Origin of the sequence: Flavobacterium rhizosphaerae, assembly GCF_046000445.1 — a bacterium.
Lineage (GTDB): Bacteria > Bacteroidota > Bacteroidia > Flavobacteriales > Flavobacteriaceae > Flavobacterium > Flavobacterium rhizosphaerae.
On the sequence record NZ_JBELPZ010000008.1, the window covers coordinates 158,920 to 175,129 of the forward strand.

Sequence of the window (16,210 nt, forward strand, 5' to 3'; positions counted from 1 at the left end):
AATCAAAAGAGGGCCGGTTAGCGGCCCTCTTTTATTATATGCTTATCCGTACCGTAAACCCTTCGTAAGAACGTACGTTGAGTACGGTTCCATCTTCAAAAATAAGGTATTGCCCTTTTATGCCCACCAGTTTACCACTGTAAAACGGTGTGGTTGCAAGGTTAAGGCTCCTGATTTTTTCAGGGTATTGCAGCACCGGATATTCTATAGTGTGCAATGTTTCGGCAGTAGTTTCAAAATAAGGTTGTACCTCTTCGGGCAATAACGGGAGTATCTCCCGGCGGCGTGCAGCAAGGTCTATATCAGCCACCTTGTTCTGTAACATTTTTTTCCAGTTAATCTTGTCGCTAAAATGTGCTTTCAGCGCCACTTCGGTAATGCCGGCCAGGTACCGGTTGGGTACCTCTACAATGGGCATGGCAAAACTGGCACCCTGGTCTATCCAGCGCGTGGGTACCTGCGTTTTTCGGGTAACGCCCACCTTCATATCGTTAGATGAAGCCAAATACACAACATGCGGCTGCAACTGCACCCGTTTTTCATACTCAATATCGCGGTCTGCCACACCCAGGTGTGCGGTGCTCAGTTCGGGGCGCATTATCCAGTCGCCCGCGCTGGGTATGCTGTAAAAACAGTCATAGCAAAAGCCCATGCGCCATATTTTCTTCTTCTTACTGCAGTTAAGGCACTGAAAACCCATAAAGGTAATTTCCATTTCGCGGCCCAGTGCCTGGTTCACATTAAGAAAACCATCGTTAAACACCATAAAATACTGAACAGGCACTCCTTGCTCAGTTTGCATTTTTGTAAGTACGCCCTCGTATTGCATCAAAAAAATTACTATTTTTATGTGGCATAAATATAAAACATATATATGGCCCTGCCAATCATAAATTCTATTGCATCCTGGATACTTAAAAAAAGGATACACCAGATTGAGTTGTTCATGAAATACCCAAACGAGGTACAGGAAGAATTACTGCACAACTTGGTAACTACCGCTGAAAATACTGATATAGGTAAACAATACGGCTTTACCTCGGTTAAAAACTACCGCGACTTTGCCAGCCGCGTACCTATATCTACCTACGAAGACCTGGAACCGCTGATAGAAAAAACACGCCGTGGCGAACAAAATGTGTTTTGGCCTGCTACAATAAAATGGTTTGCCAAAAGCAGCGGCACTACCAATGCCAAAAGCAAATTTATACCCGTAAGCTACGAAGCGCTGGAAGACTGCCATTATAAAGCCAGTAAAGATTTACTGTGCCTGTACCTGAACAACAATGAAGACTCGCAGCTTTTTACCGGGAAAAGCCTGAGGCTTGGCGGCAGTAAACAATTGTATGAAGATAATAATACTTTTTTTGGCGACCTATCGGCCATATTGATAGACAATATGCCTTTTTGGGCAGAATTTAGCAGTACGCCCAGCAACAAGGTAAGCCTGATGGGGGAATGGGAGCATAAACTGCACGCTATAGTGCAGGAAACCATTCATGAAAACGTAACCAGTTTTGCAGGGGTACCCTCGTGGATGCTTGTTTTACTAAACCGTGTACTGGAAGAAACAGGCAAAACAGACCTGACTGAAATATGGCCCGACCTGGAGGTGTACTTTCATGGGGGGGTTAGCTTTGAGCCGTACCGCGAACAGTACAAAAAAATAATACCCAAACCGGGTTTCCGCTATTATGAAATTTATAATGCCTCTGAAGGCTTTTTTGCCATACAGGACAGTAACGACAGCAATGAATTACTGCTGATGCTGGACTATGGTATATTTTATGAATTCATCCCAATGGATACTTTTGGTACCCCGAACCAAAAGGTAATTCCGCTTGCCGAAGTAGAAAAAAATAAAAATTATGCTGTGGTAATAACCACCAATGCCGGGCTTTGGCGGTACCTGATTGGCGATACGGTGCGTTTTACATCGGTAAACCCATACCGTATAAAAATTACCGGGCGTACCAAGCACCACATTAATGTTTTTGGCGAAGAGTTAATGATTGAAAATACCGATACCGCCATTGCAAAAGCGTGTAAACAAACCGGGCTTGAAGTGCTTGATTATACCGTAGCCCCTGTGTTTATGGAGGGTAAACAAAAAGGTGCGCATGAATGGATTGTAGAGTTTAAAAGCCCGCCACAAAACCCTGATGAATTTCAGCAGTTTCTTGACAAAGCATTGCAGGAAGTAAACAGCGATTATGAGGCCAAGCGTTATAATAACATGACACTTAACCCGCTGGTTTTAAATGTAGCACGCCCAAAACTGTTTTATGACTGGTTAAAAGACCGCGACAAACTGGGTGGGCAGCATAAAATACCCCGCCTGAGTAATGAAAGGCATTATGTTGAAGAGCTAAAGGCCATGCAGAAAAAAAGTTTAGTGGGATAAGGCCTTGCAGTAGCGTTAATTAAAAAAAAATCTATATTTGGATTTTAATTAACCAATTAACACTACCATGATTACCACTCCTTTACAAAAGGCCTGCTTTGCCCTTTTATGCCTGTTTGTTTTTACGGGTATAAATGCCCAGTCTAACTTTAAACCCGGCTATGTTGTAACGCTAATGGGCGATACGCTTAAGGGCGATATTGACAACCGTAGCGAAAAATACAATACTTTGGTTTGTGATTTCCGAAATGCAAACAGCGATGCTACTACCTCATACCACCCGGATGAATTAAAATCCTACCATATAGAAAACGGTAAATACTACGTATCATACAACAGGTATGATGAAGTAAAGGACAAGGTATTTTTAGAATATGTATACGAAGGCGACCTGAGTATATTTTATTACACAAAAGATGCTGAGGAGCATTATTTTGTAGCAAAAGATACAACATTTGTGGAACTCATCCATAAAAATGTTATAAACGGGCTGGCTAAAAAATCTGAGCGGTATAAAATACAGCTGCGCTACCTTTTAAAAGACCATCCTGCCATACTCGACAAAATAGACCGCACCAAATGTTATAAAAGTGACCTTACAGACCTTGCAAAAGCCTACCAGAAACTAAGCTCGCCATCAGAAGCCGGTAAACAGTTTAACAGCCCAAGAAACAAAACGATAACGGTTAATTATGGCGCTTATATAGCTGCAGGCCCCTCAACCATAAAAACAGCCGAAAGGCAAATTGGCTCCAGCGACTATAATGTGGATGCTAACCTGGATTTTGATAAGACGGTTACTTATGAAGTTGGCGCTATTGTAAATTTTAACCTTAATTTTATTGGTGAAAATAAATATGCCGTGCTGTTTACCCCTTCGCTTAATATAGCTGAGTATGAGTCTGACAAAGAAAGGACATTGTCTCCGCTACGGTATATTTATAAGGCCAATGTAAAATTTGTAACCCTGAAACTTCCGCTATCGTTTAAATATTCTTTTTACAGCAGTGAATGGCCTGTTATCCCTTACTTTAAATTGGGAGGTGGTGCTGCACTTTACCTGAGCCAAAAGGGCGAATATAACTACCGTTCTACACCGCTTAATAATTCTTCGCCATCTAATGACAATGTGTATAATGAATCGCTGGATTCTAAAGGCACTACCCTTAAAGCCATACTTTCAGCAGGTGCGGGTATTGACTTTAAGACAGGTAAAAACCTGTTTACCCTGGGGGTTAATATAGAACATGGCGATACACAGTTTACAGGTACACGCACCGACTTTATGCTGCAAGCCGGGTTTATATTTAAATAAATCACGAATCCTGATTGGATATTTTGGCATTGTATTTGCATTATATAATACGCAAACAATTAAATGTAAGATGATTATATGAAGAAGAAGTATTTTTTAGCCATTGGAGCTTCAGTTATGTTATTAACCTCTTGTGCCACAAAACACCATTATGGTTGCAGTGGGCGCGGTGGCCGGTGTATAACGGATAACAGCAATGACGTTAAAACTGCTGATACACCTGATTTTAAAAAGAATGCATAAAAAAATCCCCCGCTGTTGCGGGGGATTTTTGTTTTACAGAATTATTATAATCTCTACTTAACACTTATAGCACAACCACCGCTGGTAGCCAGTTTTTGCTTCAGTTTGGTTTTGCTGTTTACCTTTACTTTTTTAACGGTATAGCTTTGCGGGTTATTATCGTAACTGGCATCTTTACCATCGGCATAAATAGTAGCTGTATAGGTTTTGCCTTTCGGTAAAAATTCAAACGTAAAGGTAGCCTCACGGGTATTTTCGTCTGTAATGGCACCAAGGTACCACTCCTCTTTACCTTTGGCTTTACGCGCCATGGTAATATAATCGCCCGGCTCGGCTTCCAGTACCCAGGTCTGGTCCCAGTCTACCGCCACATCTTCTATAAACTGAAAAGCATCCAAGTGCTTTTTGTAGGTTTCCGGCAGGTCGGCAGCCATTTGTAGCGGGCTGTACATAGTTACATACAGCGCCAGCTGTTTTGCCAAAGTGGTATGCACAAACGAATTATTATCCGGGTTGTAGGCGCTGATTTTTGTCTGGAAGATACCGGGTGTATAATCCATAGGCCCACCCATTAAACGGGTAAACGGCAATATGGTGGTATGGTCGGGGTTATTACCGCCAAACGACTCATATTCGGTTCCCCTTGCCGACTCATTACCAATTAAGTTAGGGTAAGTACGTGCAAGGCCTGTAGGGCGTACCGCCTCATGCGCATTTACCATAATTTTATATTCAGCCGCCTTTTTAACGGCATACAGGTAATGGTTTACCATCCATTGCCCATAATGGTATTCGCCACGCGGAATGATATCGCCCACATAGCCGCTTTTTACCGCGTTATAGCCGTTATCAACCATATACTGGTACGCTTTATCTATCCAACGCTCGTAATTACGCACAGCACCCGATGTTTCATGGTGCATAATCATCTTAATGCCTTTGCTTGCTGCATAGCGGTGCAGTTCTTTCACATCAAAATCAGGGTATGGCGTTACAAAATCAAACACATAATCTTTAGATTTTCCAAACCAGTCTTCCCAGCCTACATTCCACCCCTCTACCAAAACAGCATCAAGGCCATGGGCGGCAGCAAAGTCTATATACTCTTTTACGTGGGCGGTATTGGCAGCGTGCTTACCGTTTGGCGTAAGCGCATTAAAGTCGGTTTCACCGAGTTTCACGCTTGGCACATCGGCATAAGCCCAAGTGCTTTTACCGGTAATCATTTCCCACCAAACGCCGCAGTATTTTACGGGTTTTATCCATGAAGTATCTTCGTAGGCAGTAGGTTCATTCAGGTTATAAATCATGCGCGAAAGCAGTATATCACCGGCTTTGTCGCTTACTACAATAGTACGCCACGGCGATTGCCACGGTGCCTGCATATACCCTTTGTTGCCAATGGCATCAGGCGTTAGCCAGGACTCCAGCACCATATTTTTATCATCAAGATTAAGCGACATACAGCTGTATTCTACCAACGCCGCCTCATGTATGTTAATGTACAGGCCATCATCACTTTTCATCATTAGCGGGGTTTGCAGCCCGGTTGGCGAAAACGGCGTTTGCGAAGCATTGGGAGTAATGGCGGTGTCCATAAGGCCACGCACTTCGCTCAGCTTACTGGTAACGGTGCTGTACTCCTGCGTATCATAATCGCCCGGCAGCCAAAAGGCTTTGTGGTCTCCCGCCAGGGCAAACTGCGTGCGTTCTTCCTTAATTACAAAATAGGTAAGGTTTTCCTGCAACGGAAACTCATACCTGAAGCCTAAACCATCATTAAACAAACGAAACCGTATGCGGATGTAACGGCCGTTCTCTGCCTTTTGGCTCAGGGTAACGGCTAACTCATTATAATGGTTGCGGATGGTTTTCTCCTCGCCCCATACCGGCTGCCAGGTTTCATCAAAGGTTGCTGTTTCGGTTTTATCAATAGTAAAGCCGTCCAGCATGGGCGCTACATCTTTTGTATCTATACCCAGTTTGCTGGTTTTAATAACCGGCTTGTTTTTGTAGGTAAGCGCATAGGTAGGTTCGCCTTTGGTCGAGAGCGCAAACGTCATTTCAAAGTTTTTATCGGGCGATGAAATTTTCTGGGCCTGTATAGTAGTGGCGGCAAATACCATTACTGCCAATATAATTTGTTTCATTATAGCTTATTTTATGATGAATGCCTAAAATTATCAATTTAAGCCCAATTAAATTAAATATAATGCATTTACAACTTACGAAAACCTTTGCGTGTTGAAAAGTTTATTTTTTTTAGCCTTAAAGCCGAATGTCATAAGGTCAAAAAATTATAAGGTCTAAGTCAGGCTTTTAAACTCTTTAACAGGGCAGGCGGTAAAAGTGAAAAACCCCATGCTTTCGCACAGGGTTTTGGTTATTTTGTTTCACACCACAAGTGTAATTTTTGTACAAAGTGTGAACGATTTTGATTTTTCAGGCTCTTTTCTGTAAGTTATTACTGATTTTTAATTTAAAAAGCAAGCAACTATGAAGCCGTTTTTAAACGCTTTAAAAGTGTTTTATTCAGGTGATGTTCAACATATTCCTGATCTATGCTCAACTCGGTTTCCTCGCTGCCCGGTAATTCGTACATTGACTCTGTAAGTATCGCCTCACAAAGAGAACGTAAACCCCTGGCTCCCAGCTTATATTCCATTGCTTTATCTACAATATAGTCTAGAGCATCTTCGGTAACCGTAAGGGAAACATCGTCCATAGCGAACAGCTTGGTATACTGCTTGATAAGCGCATTTTTGGGCTCAGTAAGTATGGCGCGCAGAGTCTCCTTATCCAGTGGATCCATGTGAGTTAACACCGGCAAACGCCCTATAATCTCTGGTATCAACCCGAAATCCTTAACGTCTTTGGGGATGATATACTGTAGCAGATTCTCCTTATCAATGTTATCCCTGCGTGAGTTACTGTAGCCAACTGCCTGATGATTAAGCCTTTTTGATATAACACGCTCAATACCATCAAATGCACCACCGGCAATAAACAATATATCCTGGGTATTAACTTCTATAAATTTCTGGTCCGGGTGCTTGCGCCCGCCTTTTGGAGGCACGTTAACTATCGTCCCCTCAAGCAGTTTCAATAAGGCCTGCTGTACGCCTTCGCCGCTTACATCGCGGGTTATAGATGGGTTATCACCTTTACGGGCAATTTTATCTATCTCATCTATAAACACAATGCCGCGTTCTGCTTTCTTTACATCATAATCAGCAGCTTGCAACAAACGGGTAAGTATGCTTTCTACATCCTCACCCACATAGCCTGCCTCGGTTAATACCGTAGCATCTACAATGGTTAAAGGCACATTAAGCATGCGCGCTATGGTTTTAGCCACCAGGGTTTTACCGGTACCGGTTTGCCCTACCATTAAAATATTACTTTTTTCTATCTCAACCTCATCGTCTCCCTGTTGCTGCAACAGCCTTTTGTAATGGTTATATACCGCAACCGAAAGCACTTTTTTGGTTTGGTCCTGCCCTATTACATACTGGTCTAAAAACGCCCGTATTTCTTTAGGTTTTTTAAGTTCCAGTTCTCCAGCTAGCGAACCACCGCCACTTTGTTTCAGTTCTTCCAGCACTATGCCGTGGGCCTGCTCAATACAGCGGTCGCATATATGTGCGCTTATACCTGCAATAAGCAAATTGGTTTCCGGCTTTTTCCTGCCACAGAAAGAACATTCTAATACTTCTTTCGCCATTATTTTACTTTTTTATACCATAACAGGGACGCTTATTTGGCACCCCTGTTAAGTATAACTAATTGTTAAACAATTTATTCTCTTACCAGTACCTCATCAATCATGCCGTACTCTTTAGCCTCCTGGGCTTTCATCCAGTAATCACGCTCACTGTCTTTATGTACTTTATCAAATGATTGTCCTGAATGCTTGGCAATAATCTGGTACAACTCTTCTTTAAGCTTCAGCATTTCGCGAAGGTTGATTTCCATATCAGTAGCTACACCTTGTGCGCCGCCCGATGGCTGGTGAATCATTACACGGCTATGGGGCAATGCGCTACGCTTGCCTGCCGCACCTGCACAAAGTAACACAGCACCCATAGAGGCTGCCATACCGGTACATATTGTAGCAACATCTGGCTTTACATACTGCATAGTATCATACATGCCCAAACCGGCATATACGCTACCCCCTGGTGAGTTAATGTAAATCTGGATGTCTTTGCTGGCATCTGTACTTTCTAAAAACAATAACTGTGCCTGTACAATGTTTGCAATCTGATCGTCTATACCTGTGCCCAAAAAGATGATCCTGTCCATCATAAGGCGCGAAAACACGTCCATAGCAACAGCATTCATCTGGCGTTCTTCAATAATGTTCGGGGTAAGGTTTGTGGGCGTTACTCTATTAACTAACTTATCGTAATATAAACTGTTTACGCCGTGATGCTTAGTGGCATATTTTTTAAATTCTTTTCCGAAATCCATAGGTAAAAATTTATGGTTTAATGAATAAATATAAAAACGCCGGCTTGTATAAGCCGACGTTCAAAGATACTCATTTTTTACGAGATTTACTCGCCGTACATTTCCTTAACAAAATCTTCGTACGATACTTCTTTCTCTTTATATTTTACCTGTTCTTTAAACAGGTTCAGCATTTTTTCGCTCATCAACTGGTCGCTAAGCCTCTTCACCTCATCTTTGTTCTGAAGCACGCGGGCTACAATGCCATCAACTTCTTCATCCGTTGGGTTTGTCTGGCCAAACTGTGCCATCTGCTTTTTAATAAGTACAGATGTAAATGCTTTAAGGTCTTCAAAAGTTACCTGCAGGTTATTACCTGTTATAACTTTACCTTCAATAAGCTGGTAACGCAGCCCTTTTTCAGACTTGTTGTATTCTTCCTGAGCTTCTTCAGCAGTCATTGGCTTTTCGCCGGCACTCTGAAGCCACTTTACAAGAAATTCTTCAGGAAGGTCAAATTTAGTGTTTTCTATAAGTGCTTCTGTAACATCGTTAAGAAACTTCTGGTCGGCCTGCTGTGCAAACTGCTGCTCGGCATCTTCCTTAATTTTAGCCTTTACTTCTTCTACAGAGCTTACAGTGCCTTCACCAAACAGCTTATCAAAAAGTTCCTGGTTAAGTTCTGCTTTTTCGCGGGTGTTTATTTCTTCAATAGTAAAGTTCACCTCAATATCAAGGCCGTGCACATCATCATGGCTTACTTTAAGGTAATCCATTAGTTTATGGTCGTCATCAAAAAGGCCTTTGGTAGAAAGTGTTACCACATCGCCCACTTTTTTGCCTATAAATTTTTTACCGTCCTTTTTGGTTTTAAAAACATCGGTAGTTATAGTAGCCGTATTGTTAATACCTTTTTCCTCGTTGGTAAAGGTACCGGTAATATCATCACCTTCTTCTACGGTTTCTTTAGGTATAATTTTACCATACTGTTTTTGTATGCGCTCTACCTGCTCATCAAGCATTTTATCGTTAGCAACCACGGTATATTTTACCACTTTGTTTGTGGCGCCAAGGTCTACGGTAAATTCCGGGGCCAGGCCAAGCTCAAATTCAAATTGGTAATCATCTGTATCCCAGTTAAAATCTTCTGTAACTTTAGGAAGCGGGTTACCCAGTATATCCAGCTTTTCCTCAACAAGGTAATCGTTAAGCGAAGACTGAAGTAATTTGTTTACCTCATCAAGCAATACGGCTTTGCCGTACTGTTTCTGGATATGGCTCATAGGTACAGCGCCTTTCCTGAATCCGGGTATCGAAGCGTTTTTTCTGTAATCGTTCAGTACCTTATCCACCTTTGGCTTATAGTCTTCTTTGGTAATAGCCACTGTTACAACAGCATTAAGGGCATCTACCTGCTCTCTTGTTATATTCATTCTTTCAGTTTTTTTGTACTCAAATTGGGTGGCAAAATTAAGGTATTTTTATGTAGTGTACAACTTTTTAAAACTTTGTAATTCAATAACACGCCATAAAAACACGTGCCGCCGCCCAATTACTTTTTTTTAGGGTTATCTTCTGATAGTTTTGATACTAACGACTGGCAGAATGAAAGCACCAGGCTAAAAAGCAGCGCACGCCAAAAGTCAACCACATCAAAACCATCAACCAGCCAGTCGCACATTAGCACTATTACCGCATTAATTACCAGTAAAAACAATCCGAAGGTTATAAGGGTAGCCGGCAGGGTTAAAAAAACAAGCAGTGGTTTTATAAATATATTAAGTAACCCTAACACCAGTGCCACTATAACAGCCGTATAAAAACTGTCTACCCTAACACCGGGCATAAACTGCGCCAATAGCACTACAAACACTGTGGTAAAAAAAATATTAATAAGTACTTTCATAAAAATTTTCGTTTGCTATAAAATTAAAAAAAGCACCGGAAGTTTCCGGTGCTTTTAGTAGTATATTCTATATTTTTTAATTTGTCGGCAAAATTGTTGCGCCCGGATAATACCCCGGGTTTATCTGAGGTAAATGGGCATTATAATAACCATTTATTACCTTGATAATCTCATTGGCTACTAATGCATACCCCCTCGCATTGGGGTGTACACCGTCAAGCGAAAAAACTACTGTGCTAAGTGAAGCCGTACTAAAGTAATCTGCAGTATATATCTGCCCGTCATCTACACGCAGACCTGAAACAAGCTGCCCCAGTATTTGATTCATATCAGCCACAGCAAGGTTGTGCGATGCGGCAACATCCCTTATGGCTGTATTAAAATGCGTTGTAGCCGTGTTTATAGCCGCTTTTTCTGAAGGGATAAGCACATGTTGATCCTGTAACGGATAAGTTACGCCATACACATTAAACGGTGCAGGCACGCCTGTGGCGTTGGCGCCAATTACCGTGCGTGTGGTAAGCAGTATAAGGTCTGCCGAAGTGGACTGCCTGGCCTGGCCGTATGTAGCCCCCAGAAATCCTGCCGTGGCAGCATCATACCCTGCAAGTGTAAACGCTGCGGTAAGCTGCGCACTCAGGTCGGTCAATGTTTCATCCTTTATAATAACCGGGTTGGCAGCCGTATCGCTAAGCAGGTTAACCCTGTCCCCGGCACCAAGCAGGGTAAGCACCTGCTTCATAGGCCCGTAAAGCGATGTATTCAACTGTGTTATGGTTGCTGTGCCACCTAATGCATCAGGAGAAAGCGGCGCATAAGGTACGGTGGTAAAAAACGGTATAGAGGTTACATTAGGCAGGGTAGCCACTACACCTTTGGCGCCGTTAGCGGTTAGTTTGTCAATAATTGCACTATACGTGCCGGCAAACACATTAGGATCGGTAATATCATTGCCCCCGTAGGTAGCCGGATTGATATTACCCTCCTGGTTTACGCCTATACCGCCCGTTGTGGCATAAGAAAGCACATCATTAGCGCCTATCCAGCAGGTAAAAAAGGTAGGGTTTAATGATGTGGCATCGTCAATTACCGTTGCGTTGGGCGATGTGGCCGTACGAACAAAATACGGATTGGCCATGCCGAGCGAAAGGTTGGCTGCATTGCCATAGCCTGGGTTGAGCAGGTGAAACGATTTTGCACCCGGAACCCCCATATTATTATAGGCTTTTGCCTGCGGGGTAAGTGTTATGGTAGAGGTACCTGCTATAGGCTCTGGTGACGAAGTAGAGGCATTAATAATTAAACGGGTAGAAAAACCGGGAATGCCGGAAATACCCCCGAGGTTATCTACATCCTCTTCATACGAAGGCTGTGTAAAAGCCCCTCCACCTACCAAGGCAAACTGCTGCGCCAACAGGTTTGGGAAAGAATATTGCTGCCCCGTCCTGAAAACGGTGCCATCCATATATCCGGCCGTAAGCGAATTACCCACAGCTACATAGGTAGTAAAATCGGCATCGCCAGAGCTATAGTCGCTATTGGTTACTTCATGTTCAAATTCCGGCTCGCACGCGGTAAAACCCGCTGCCAGTAGTGCTATATATATAATTTTATTTTTCATAAATCTGGGTTTTAAAAACTGTAGGTTAAACCAAGCCCGGGAGAAAATACCACATTTTTATATGTTCCCCCAAAAGACACATTCTGCCCCTCTTCATTATAGTAGTCATAAGAATTGTCTGTTTCATCAAAATGCAGGTAAAGAAACGATGCATCTATGCCAAGTTTAGGGCTTATCTGGTACGTTAGGCCTCCGGTAAAGCCCATAGAATCATTACGTGGGGTTTCAGGCGCAAAATAACCATCCTGCACGGGGCTTTCATCAAAATACCATCCGGCCCGGAAAGCAAATTTATCGTTCGGTTTAAATTGCGTACCCACCCTGTAGGTGCTGGCATCTTTATAATTGCGCGGGTTTACAGATGATGGTGTATTATTAGCAAAATCTACTGTAAGGGTTTTATACACATTCCAGTACGCACGGTTATAATCAAAGGCTACAAGCCATTTATCAGATAGCTCTACCGATAGCCCTGCGGTAAGTTCGGCAGGCAATGGCAGGTCGGCACTAAAGGTAGTATTGGTATAGGTTCCCTGTGCAAAGGCAGGCAGGTCATGAAAAGTAGCATCGCCGTCGCGTGCCTCCATAGTAATTTCAGAACGGTAGTTTACCCCAAGCCTTACATTATCGGCAGGGTTAAACATAAATCCGGCTGTCCATCCCCAGGCAGTTACATTTTTGGCTTCTATAGTAATATCAGACCGGTTACCCTCTTCGTCTGTAAGGCTGCGGTTTAGGTTACGGTTTAACGATACCCCGCCGGTTACATAAATAGGGCCGCCGCCAACACTAAAGTAATCGGTTACTTTAAAGGTAACGCTGGGCTGTATATATATAGCCTCTAAGTCAATATCGTTAACAAGGTGAGACCCCTGCCAGTCTTTATCCCATGACACCGAGCTTCCGTAAGGGCTGTACACTGCTACCCCAAACGTAAGCCAGTCTGTAGCGCGGTATGAGGCATATACCTCAAACGGGGTACCAAAATTTTCGGTAGAGGCACTCCAGTTATACGTTTCGTTCTGAAACTTGGTGCGTGCAAACAATGCATTGCCCCCCGCCGAAAAGTTAAAACGGTCTTTTAAAAAAGCGGCTCCCGCCGGGTTAAAAAACAAAGTCTCTGCACTGTTTACCACCGCAACCCCTGTATGGCCCATAGCCAGCTGTTTCTGGCCCTGTAAGCTAACCCTGTAGCCCCCGGCAAAAGCAGATACCGCTGTTAATGCCGTTAACGCAATTGGTAATATTTTTTTCATACATTCATTATTAATAATTGTCTCATTTTTAAAATCACACTATCAAATTTAGCATGAAATTATGGTTTAAACAATATTTACGGCAAAAATATTATGCATTCATAATAAATTATTTCTCAAAATTATATATTAAATTTTAGCATATTATCAAATTAAGCGCACCTATATTAATTATATTTTTAAAAATCAAACAATTATGCGTAGCCCCGCCCATTAGTTAACATTAATTCAGCAATAAATTTATAATCATAATAAAAAGATAAATAATTAGCACACAGGGCATATTGTTGTAAATTACATCAACAATTACCTTACTTATGTCTCGTTTTAAAAAAATACTGCTTATTCTCGGCATTTTAGCCCTATTCATTGTGCTCCTTAATAAGGGGGCTGAGTATTATATCGCTAAAAAGCTCCCTTCAATATTAAATTCTGAAAAAGACTTTCCCTATTATGTGAGTTATAGCGATATGGACGTAAACCTTATTTCGGGAAATTTTACAATATACAACGCCAAACTAACACCTAAAGACAGCACCGATGGCGCTAACAGGCAGGGTATGTTTGGCAACATTGAAAAACTCGAAGTAAAACACCTGGACTTATGGAAGCTTTGGCGGGAAAAAAATGTTGACGTAAAAAAAGTAATACTAAACAGGCCGGATGTAAATCTGTACCCAAAAAATAAAGACGAAGAACAGGACACCGTAAAAAAACCGTTTAAAAACAGTATTACTGCAGGCACCTTACAAATAAAAGATGGGCGGTTTGCCCTGCTGGACTCTGCACAACAGCCCGCGCTTTTGGCCTCGCACATAAGTTTTGAGTTAAGCAACATTACAGCAGACAGCGTAACGGTAGCCCAAAAAATTCCGGTTACGTATAAAGACTATGCTTTTTCGTGCGATAGCCTGTATTATGATGCCGGGGTAAATTACAAAATATATTTGGGCAGTCTTAACGTGGCAGACAGCGCTATAGCTGCAAAAGACTTTCGCATGATGCCCAAGCAAACCCGCCGCGAATATACCCGAATGATTCCCGTAGAACATGACCAGTACACTGTAAATGCCGACAGTATAGGCGTAAAGAAAATTGACTGGGGATATAATAATGATACCCTGTATATACACACCCCCGAAGTGGTGCTTCAAAATGTATTTGCCAATGTATACCGCAGCAAAGAGCCAAAAGATGACCCCAGTATAAAGAAACTGTATAGCAACATGCTGCGAAGCATAAAATTTGACCTCAAAGCCGATAAGATTATGCTTAAAAACAGTACCATAGAATATGAGGAACAAAACACCTTTAGCAGGCCACCAGCCAAGGTAGAGTTTTCAAAATTTTATGCCTCAGTATATAATATATACAGCCCCGTAGGTAAAGACACCCTGCCCGATACTAAAATAGATGTGCAGTGCCTTTTTATGAAGGCGGCACCGCTTAATGTAGCCTGGACGTTTAATACATTAGACAAAAGCGATTCGTTTACCATAATAGGAAATATACAAAACCTGCCCAGCCAATACATGAACAAAATATCAAAGCCACTGATGAATGTTACCACGCAGGGCACATTAAATAATATAAAATTTACTTTTAACGGCAACCGGGAACGCGGCTCAGGGCATTTTGCTATAAATTATGAAGACCTTAAAGTAGAACTTTACAAAAGTGACGGCTCTAAAAAACACAAGCTAAAAACCTTTTTAGGTAACCTCTTAGTAAAAAACGACAGTAATGGCGGCAAAAAAGAAGCTGATGTTTCGGTAGAACGTAAAAAAGATAAATCGGTCTTTAACTTTTTATGGCTTTTTTTACAGGAGGGACTCAAAGAAACCATGTTACCCGGTCTGGTTACCACGGTTATTTGAAAAAGTGGTATTTTTACACCAAAGTATTACTTTTTTAAACCACCACCAATGAAAAAAACACTTCTTGTAATTACATTGCTTTTTTTTAAAATATGCTTTTCGCAAACTTTTTTAAATCCGGTACAGGCAAATTCATTTGGGTCTAATCACCATACCAATAGAGACCAGACGTTTTTCTCTAATGATGACAACAATGGTAATAAAATTATAACATGTATTACAGAAAGAGATTCTACTTTCAATGATGTGTATATTGTAAAACTTGATGAAAATTTGGAAGAAGTCTGGAATAAGCGCCTATCCGGAAACACAAAATTGTCTTATGATGTACCTGTATCCACTTTAATTGACAACAATAATAATATTTATTGCACCTACAAAAGTTTTGATAACAATTACGATTACAAAATAATAGTTACAAAATTAGACAGTCAGGGAAATTTATTATGGGAAAATAATTATGGCTTTGCAAAATTTGACGGTGCCGGTCTTGACTCTGATGGAAATCTCCACTTAGCCTACAACACATACCCGCAATGGCATTTTATGACTATTTCTGCTACCGGAGAAATTATTACCGATTATTTGGTTAATACGCTTATCAACTATACAAACCCCGATATTATGGGTCTTTGGTATAAAACGTATTTTATTAATAACAAATTTTATATTGTACATCAAAGAAAAAACTATCAAAATGTATCAACAGGAACATACGAACAATTTATTTTTATAATTGACAATGAAAATCTGGTAACATATAGCCTGAGCAGTTATATAAACAATAATGAAGGGTTATATTTTTACCTTGGAAATTTCCATGTAGATACACAAAATAATATTTATCTGGCATACACCCTTAGTGTTTCAAAAAAAATTCAGGTTATAAAATTAGAAGGAGAGGGGACATTACATTACAGCCTTCAAACGCCGGCAAATTTAGATTCATCATTAGTAAGCAGTAATATTGATGCTAACGGTAATTTTTACATCGCAAGCAACAGCAGAACATCCGGCTCTGCCGAAACCGAAATGCTAACACTGATGAAATTTAGCAATGATGGAGATTTAATAAACAATGTTAATTATCCTTCATACACTATAGATGGTGCCAAGATTTATGAAGACGGCATACG

The 16,210-nt window shown here is 41.4% G+C and carries 13 protein-coding genes; 5 read left to right on the top strand and 8 right to left on the bottom strand.

Features of this window, described 5'->3' with window-relative positions:
• Positions 1–34 precede the first annotated feature (34 nt).
• Positions 35–829, bottom strand: coding sequence for a DUF2797 domain-containing protein (locus ABS766_RS09680; RefSeq protein ID WP_408084955.1), 795 nt, complete (start codon positions 827–829; stop codon positions 35–37).
• Positions 830–874: 45 nt separating this feature from the next.
• Between ABS766_RS09680 and ABS766_RS09685 the strand changes: the two genes are divergently transcribed.
• From ABS766_RS09685 to ABS766_RS09695, 3 genes are all read left to right on the top strand, one after another.
• Positions 875–2,404: a GH3 auxin-responsive promoter family protein gene (locus ABS766_RS09685; protein ID WP_408084942.1), complete on the top strand. Its 1,530-nt coding sequence runs from the start codon at positions 875–877 to the stop codon at positions 2,402–2,404.
• A 67-nt stretch (positions 2,405–2,471) separates the two neighbouring features.
• Positions 2,472–3,719, top strand: coding sequence for a hypothetical protein (locus ABS766_RS09690; RefSeq protein ID WP_408084943.1), 1,248 nt, complete (start codon positions 2,472–2,474; stop codon positions 3,717–3,719).
• A gap of 78 nt (positions 3,720–3,797) precedes the next feature.
• Positions 3,798–3,962 (top strand): hypothetical protein, encoded by a 165-nt coding sequence (locus tag ABS766_RS09695; protein WP_408084944.1) that lies wholly within the window; start codon positions 3,798–3,800, stop codon positions 3,960–3,962.
• A gap of 53 nt (positions 3,963–4,015) precedes the next feature.
• On the opposite strand, the gene ABS766_RS09700 is transcribed toward ABS766_RS09695, so the two are convergent.
• The 7 genes from ABS766_RS09700 to ABS766_RS09730 all read right to left on the bottom strand — a co-directional run bounded on the left by ABS766_RS09700 (position 4,016) and on the right by ABS766_RS09730 (position 13,197).
• Entirely contained in the window at positions 4,016–6,112 is a 2,097-nt protein-coding gene (locus ABS766_RS09700) for a glycoside hydrolase family 97 protein (protein ID WP_408084945.1), read from the bottom strand.
• Between the two features lie 344 nt (positions 6,113–6,456).
• Positions 6,457–7,686: an ATP-dependent Clp protease ATP-binding subunit ClpX gene (gene clpX / locus ABS766_RS09705; protein WP_408084946.1), complete on the bottom strand. Its 1,230-nt coding sequence runs from the start codon at positions 7,684–7,686 to the stop codon at positions 6,457–6,459.
• Between the two features lie 74 nt (positions 7,687–7,760).
• Entirely contained in the window at positions 7,761–8,435 is a 675-nt protein-coding gene (gene clpP, locus ABS766_RS09710) for an ATP-dependent Clp endopeptidase proteolytic subunit ClpP (RefSeq protein ID WP_408084947.1), read from the bottom strand.
• Between the two features lie 86 nt (positions 8,436–8,521).
• On the bottom strand, positions 8,522–9,847 hold the full coding sequence (tig, locus tag ABS766_RS09715; protein ID WP_408084948.1) for a trigger factor: 1,326 nt from the start codon (positions 9,845–9,847) through the stop codon (positions 8,522–8,524).
• 119 nt (positions 9,848–9,966) lie between these two features.
• Positions 9,967–10,320: a phage holin family protein gene (locus ABS766_RS09720; protein WP_408084949.1), complete on the bottom strand. Its 354-nt coding sequence runs from the start codon at positions 10,318–10,320 to the stop codon at positions 9,967–9,969.
• Between the two features lie 76 nt (positions 10,321–10,396).
• Entirely contained in the window at positions 10,397–11,941 is a 1,545-nt protein-coding gene (locus tag ABS766_RS09725; RefSeq protein ID WP_408084950.1) for an SGNH/GDSL hydrolase family protein, read from the bottom strand.
• An 11-nt stretch (positions 11,942–11,952) separates the two neighbouring features.
• The gene (locus tag ABS766_RS09730; RefSeq protein ID WP_408084951.1) at positions 11,953–13,197 is read right to left on the bottom strand and encodes an OmpP1/FadL family transporter; all 1,245 of its coding nucleotides are present in this window, start codon (positions 13,195–13,197) and stop codon (positions 11,953–11,955) included.
• A gap of 371 nt (positions 13,198–13,568) precedes the next feature.
• Here ABS766_RS09730 and ABS766_RS09735 point away from each other — a divergent pair, with 371 nt between their 5' ends.
• Together ABS766_RS09735 and ABS766_RS09740 are read left to right on the top strand one after the other, a co-directional pair.
• The gene (locus ABS766_RS09735; protein WP_408084952.1) at positions 13,569–15,074 is read left to right on the top strand and encodes an AsmA family protein; all 1,506 of its coding nucleotides are present in this window, start codon (positions 13,569–13,571) and stop codon (positions 15,072–15,074) included.
• A gap of 48 nt (positions 15,075–15,122) precedes the next feature.
• A partial coding sequence (locus ABS766_RS09740; protein WP_408084953.1) for a hypothetical protein occupies positions 15,123–16,210 on the top strand: 1,088 nt, incomplete at its 3' end.

Coding starts and splice junctions, on each gene's coding strand:
- ABS766_RS09720 (WP_408084949.1), bottom strand. CDS start 10,320: ATGAAAGTACTTATTAATATTTTTTTTACCACAGTGTTTGTAGTGCTA.
- ABS766_RS09695 (WP_408084944.1), top strand. CDS start 3,798: ATGAAGAAGAAGTATTTTTTAGCCATTGGAGCTTCAGTTATGTTATTA.
- ABS766_RS09680 (WP_408084955.1), bottom strand. CDS start 829: ATGCAATACGAGGGCGTACTTACAAAAATGCAAACTGAGCAAGGAGTG.
- ABS766_RS09685 (WP_408084942.1), top strand. CDS start 875: ATGGCCCTGCCAATCATAAATTCTATTGCATCCTGGATACTTAAAAAA.
- ABS766_RS09725 (WP_408084950.1), bottom strand. CDS start 11,941: ATGAAAAATAAAATTATATATATAGCACTACTGGCAGCGGGTTTTACC.
- ABS766_RS09690 (WP_408084943.1), top strand. CDS start 2,472: ATGATTACCACTCCTTTACAAAAGGCCTGCTTTGCCCTTTTATGCCTG.
- tig (WP_408084948.1), bottom strand. CDS start 9,847: ATGAATATAACAAGAGAGCAGGTAGATGCCCTTAATGCTGTTGTAACA.
- clpP (WP_408084947.1), bottom strand. CDS start 8,435: ATGGATTTCGGAAAAGAATTTAAAAAATATGCCACTAAGCATCACGGC.
- ABS766_RS09730 (WP_408084951.1), bottom strand. CDS start 13,197: ATGAAAAAAATATTACCAATTGCGTTAACGGCATTAACAGCGGTATCT.
- clpX (WP_408084946.1), bottom strand. CDS start 7,686: ATGGCGAAAGAAGTATTAGAATGTTCTTTCTGTGGCAGGAAAAAGCCG.
- ABS766_RS09700 (WP_408084945.1), bottom strand. CDS start 6,112: ATGAAACAAATTATATTGGCAGTAATGGTATTTGCCGCCACTACTATA.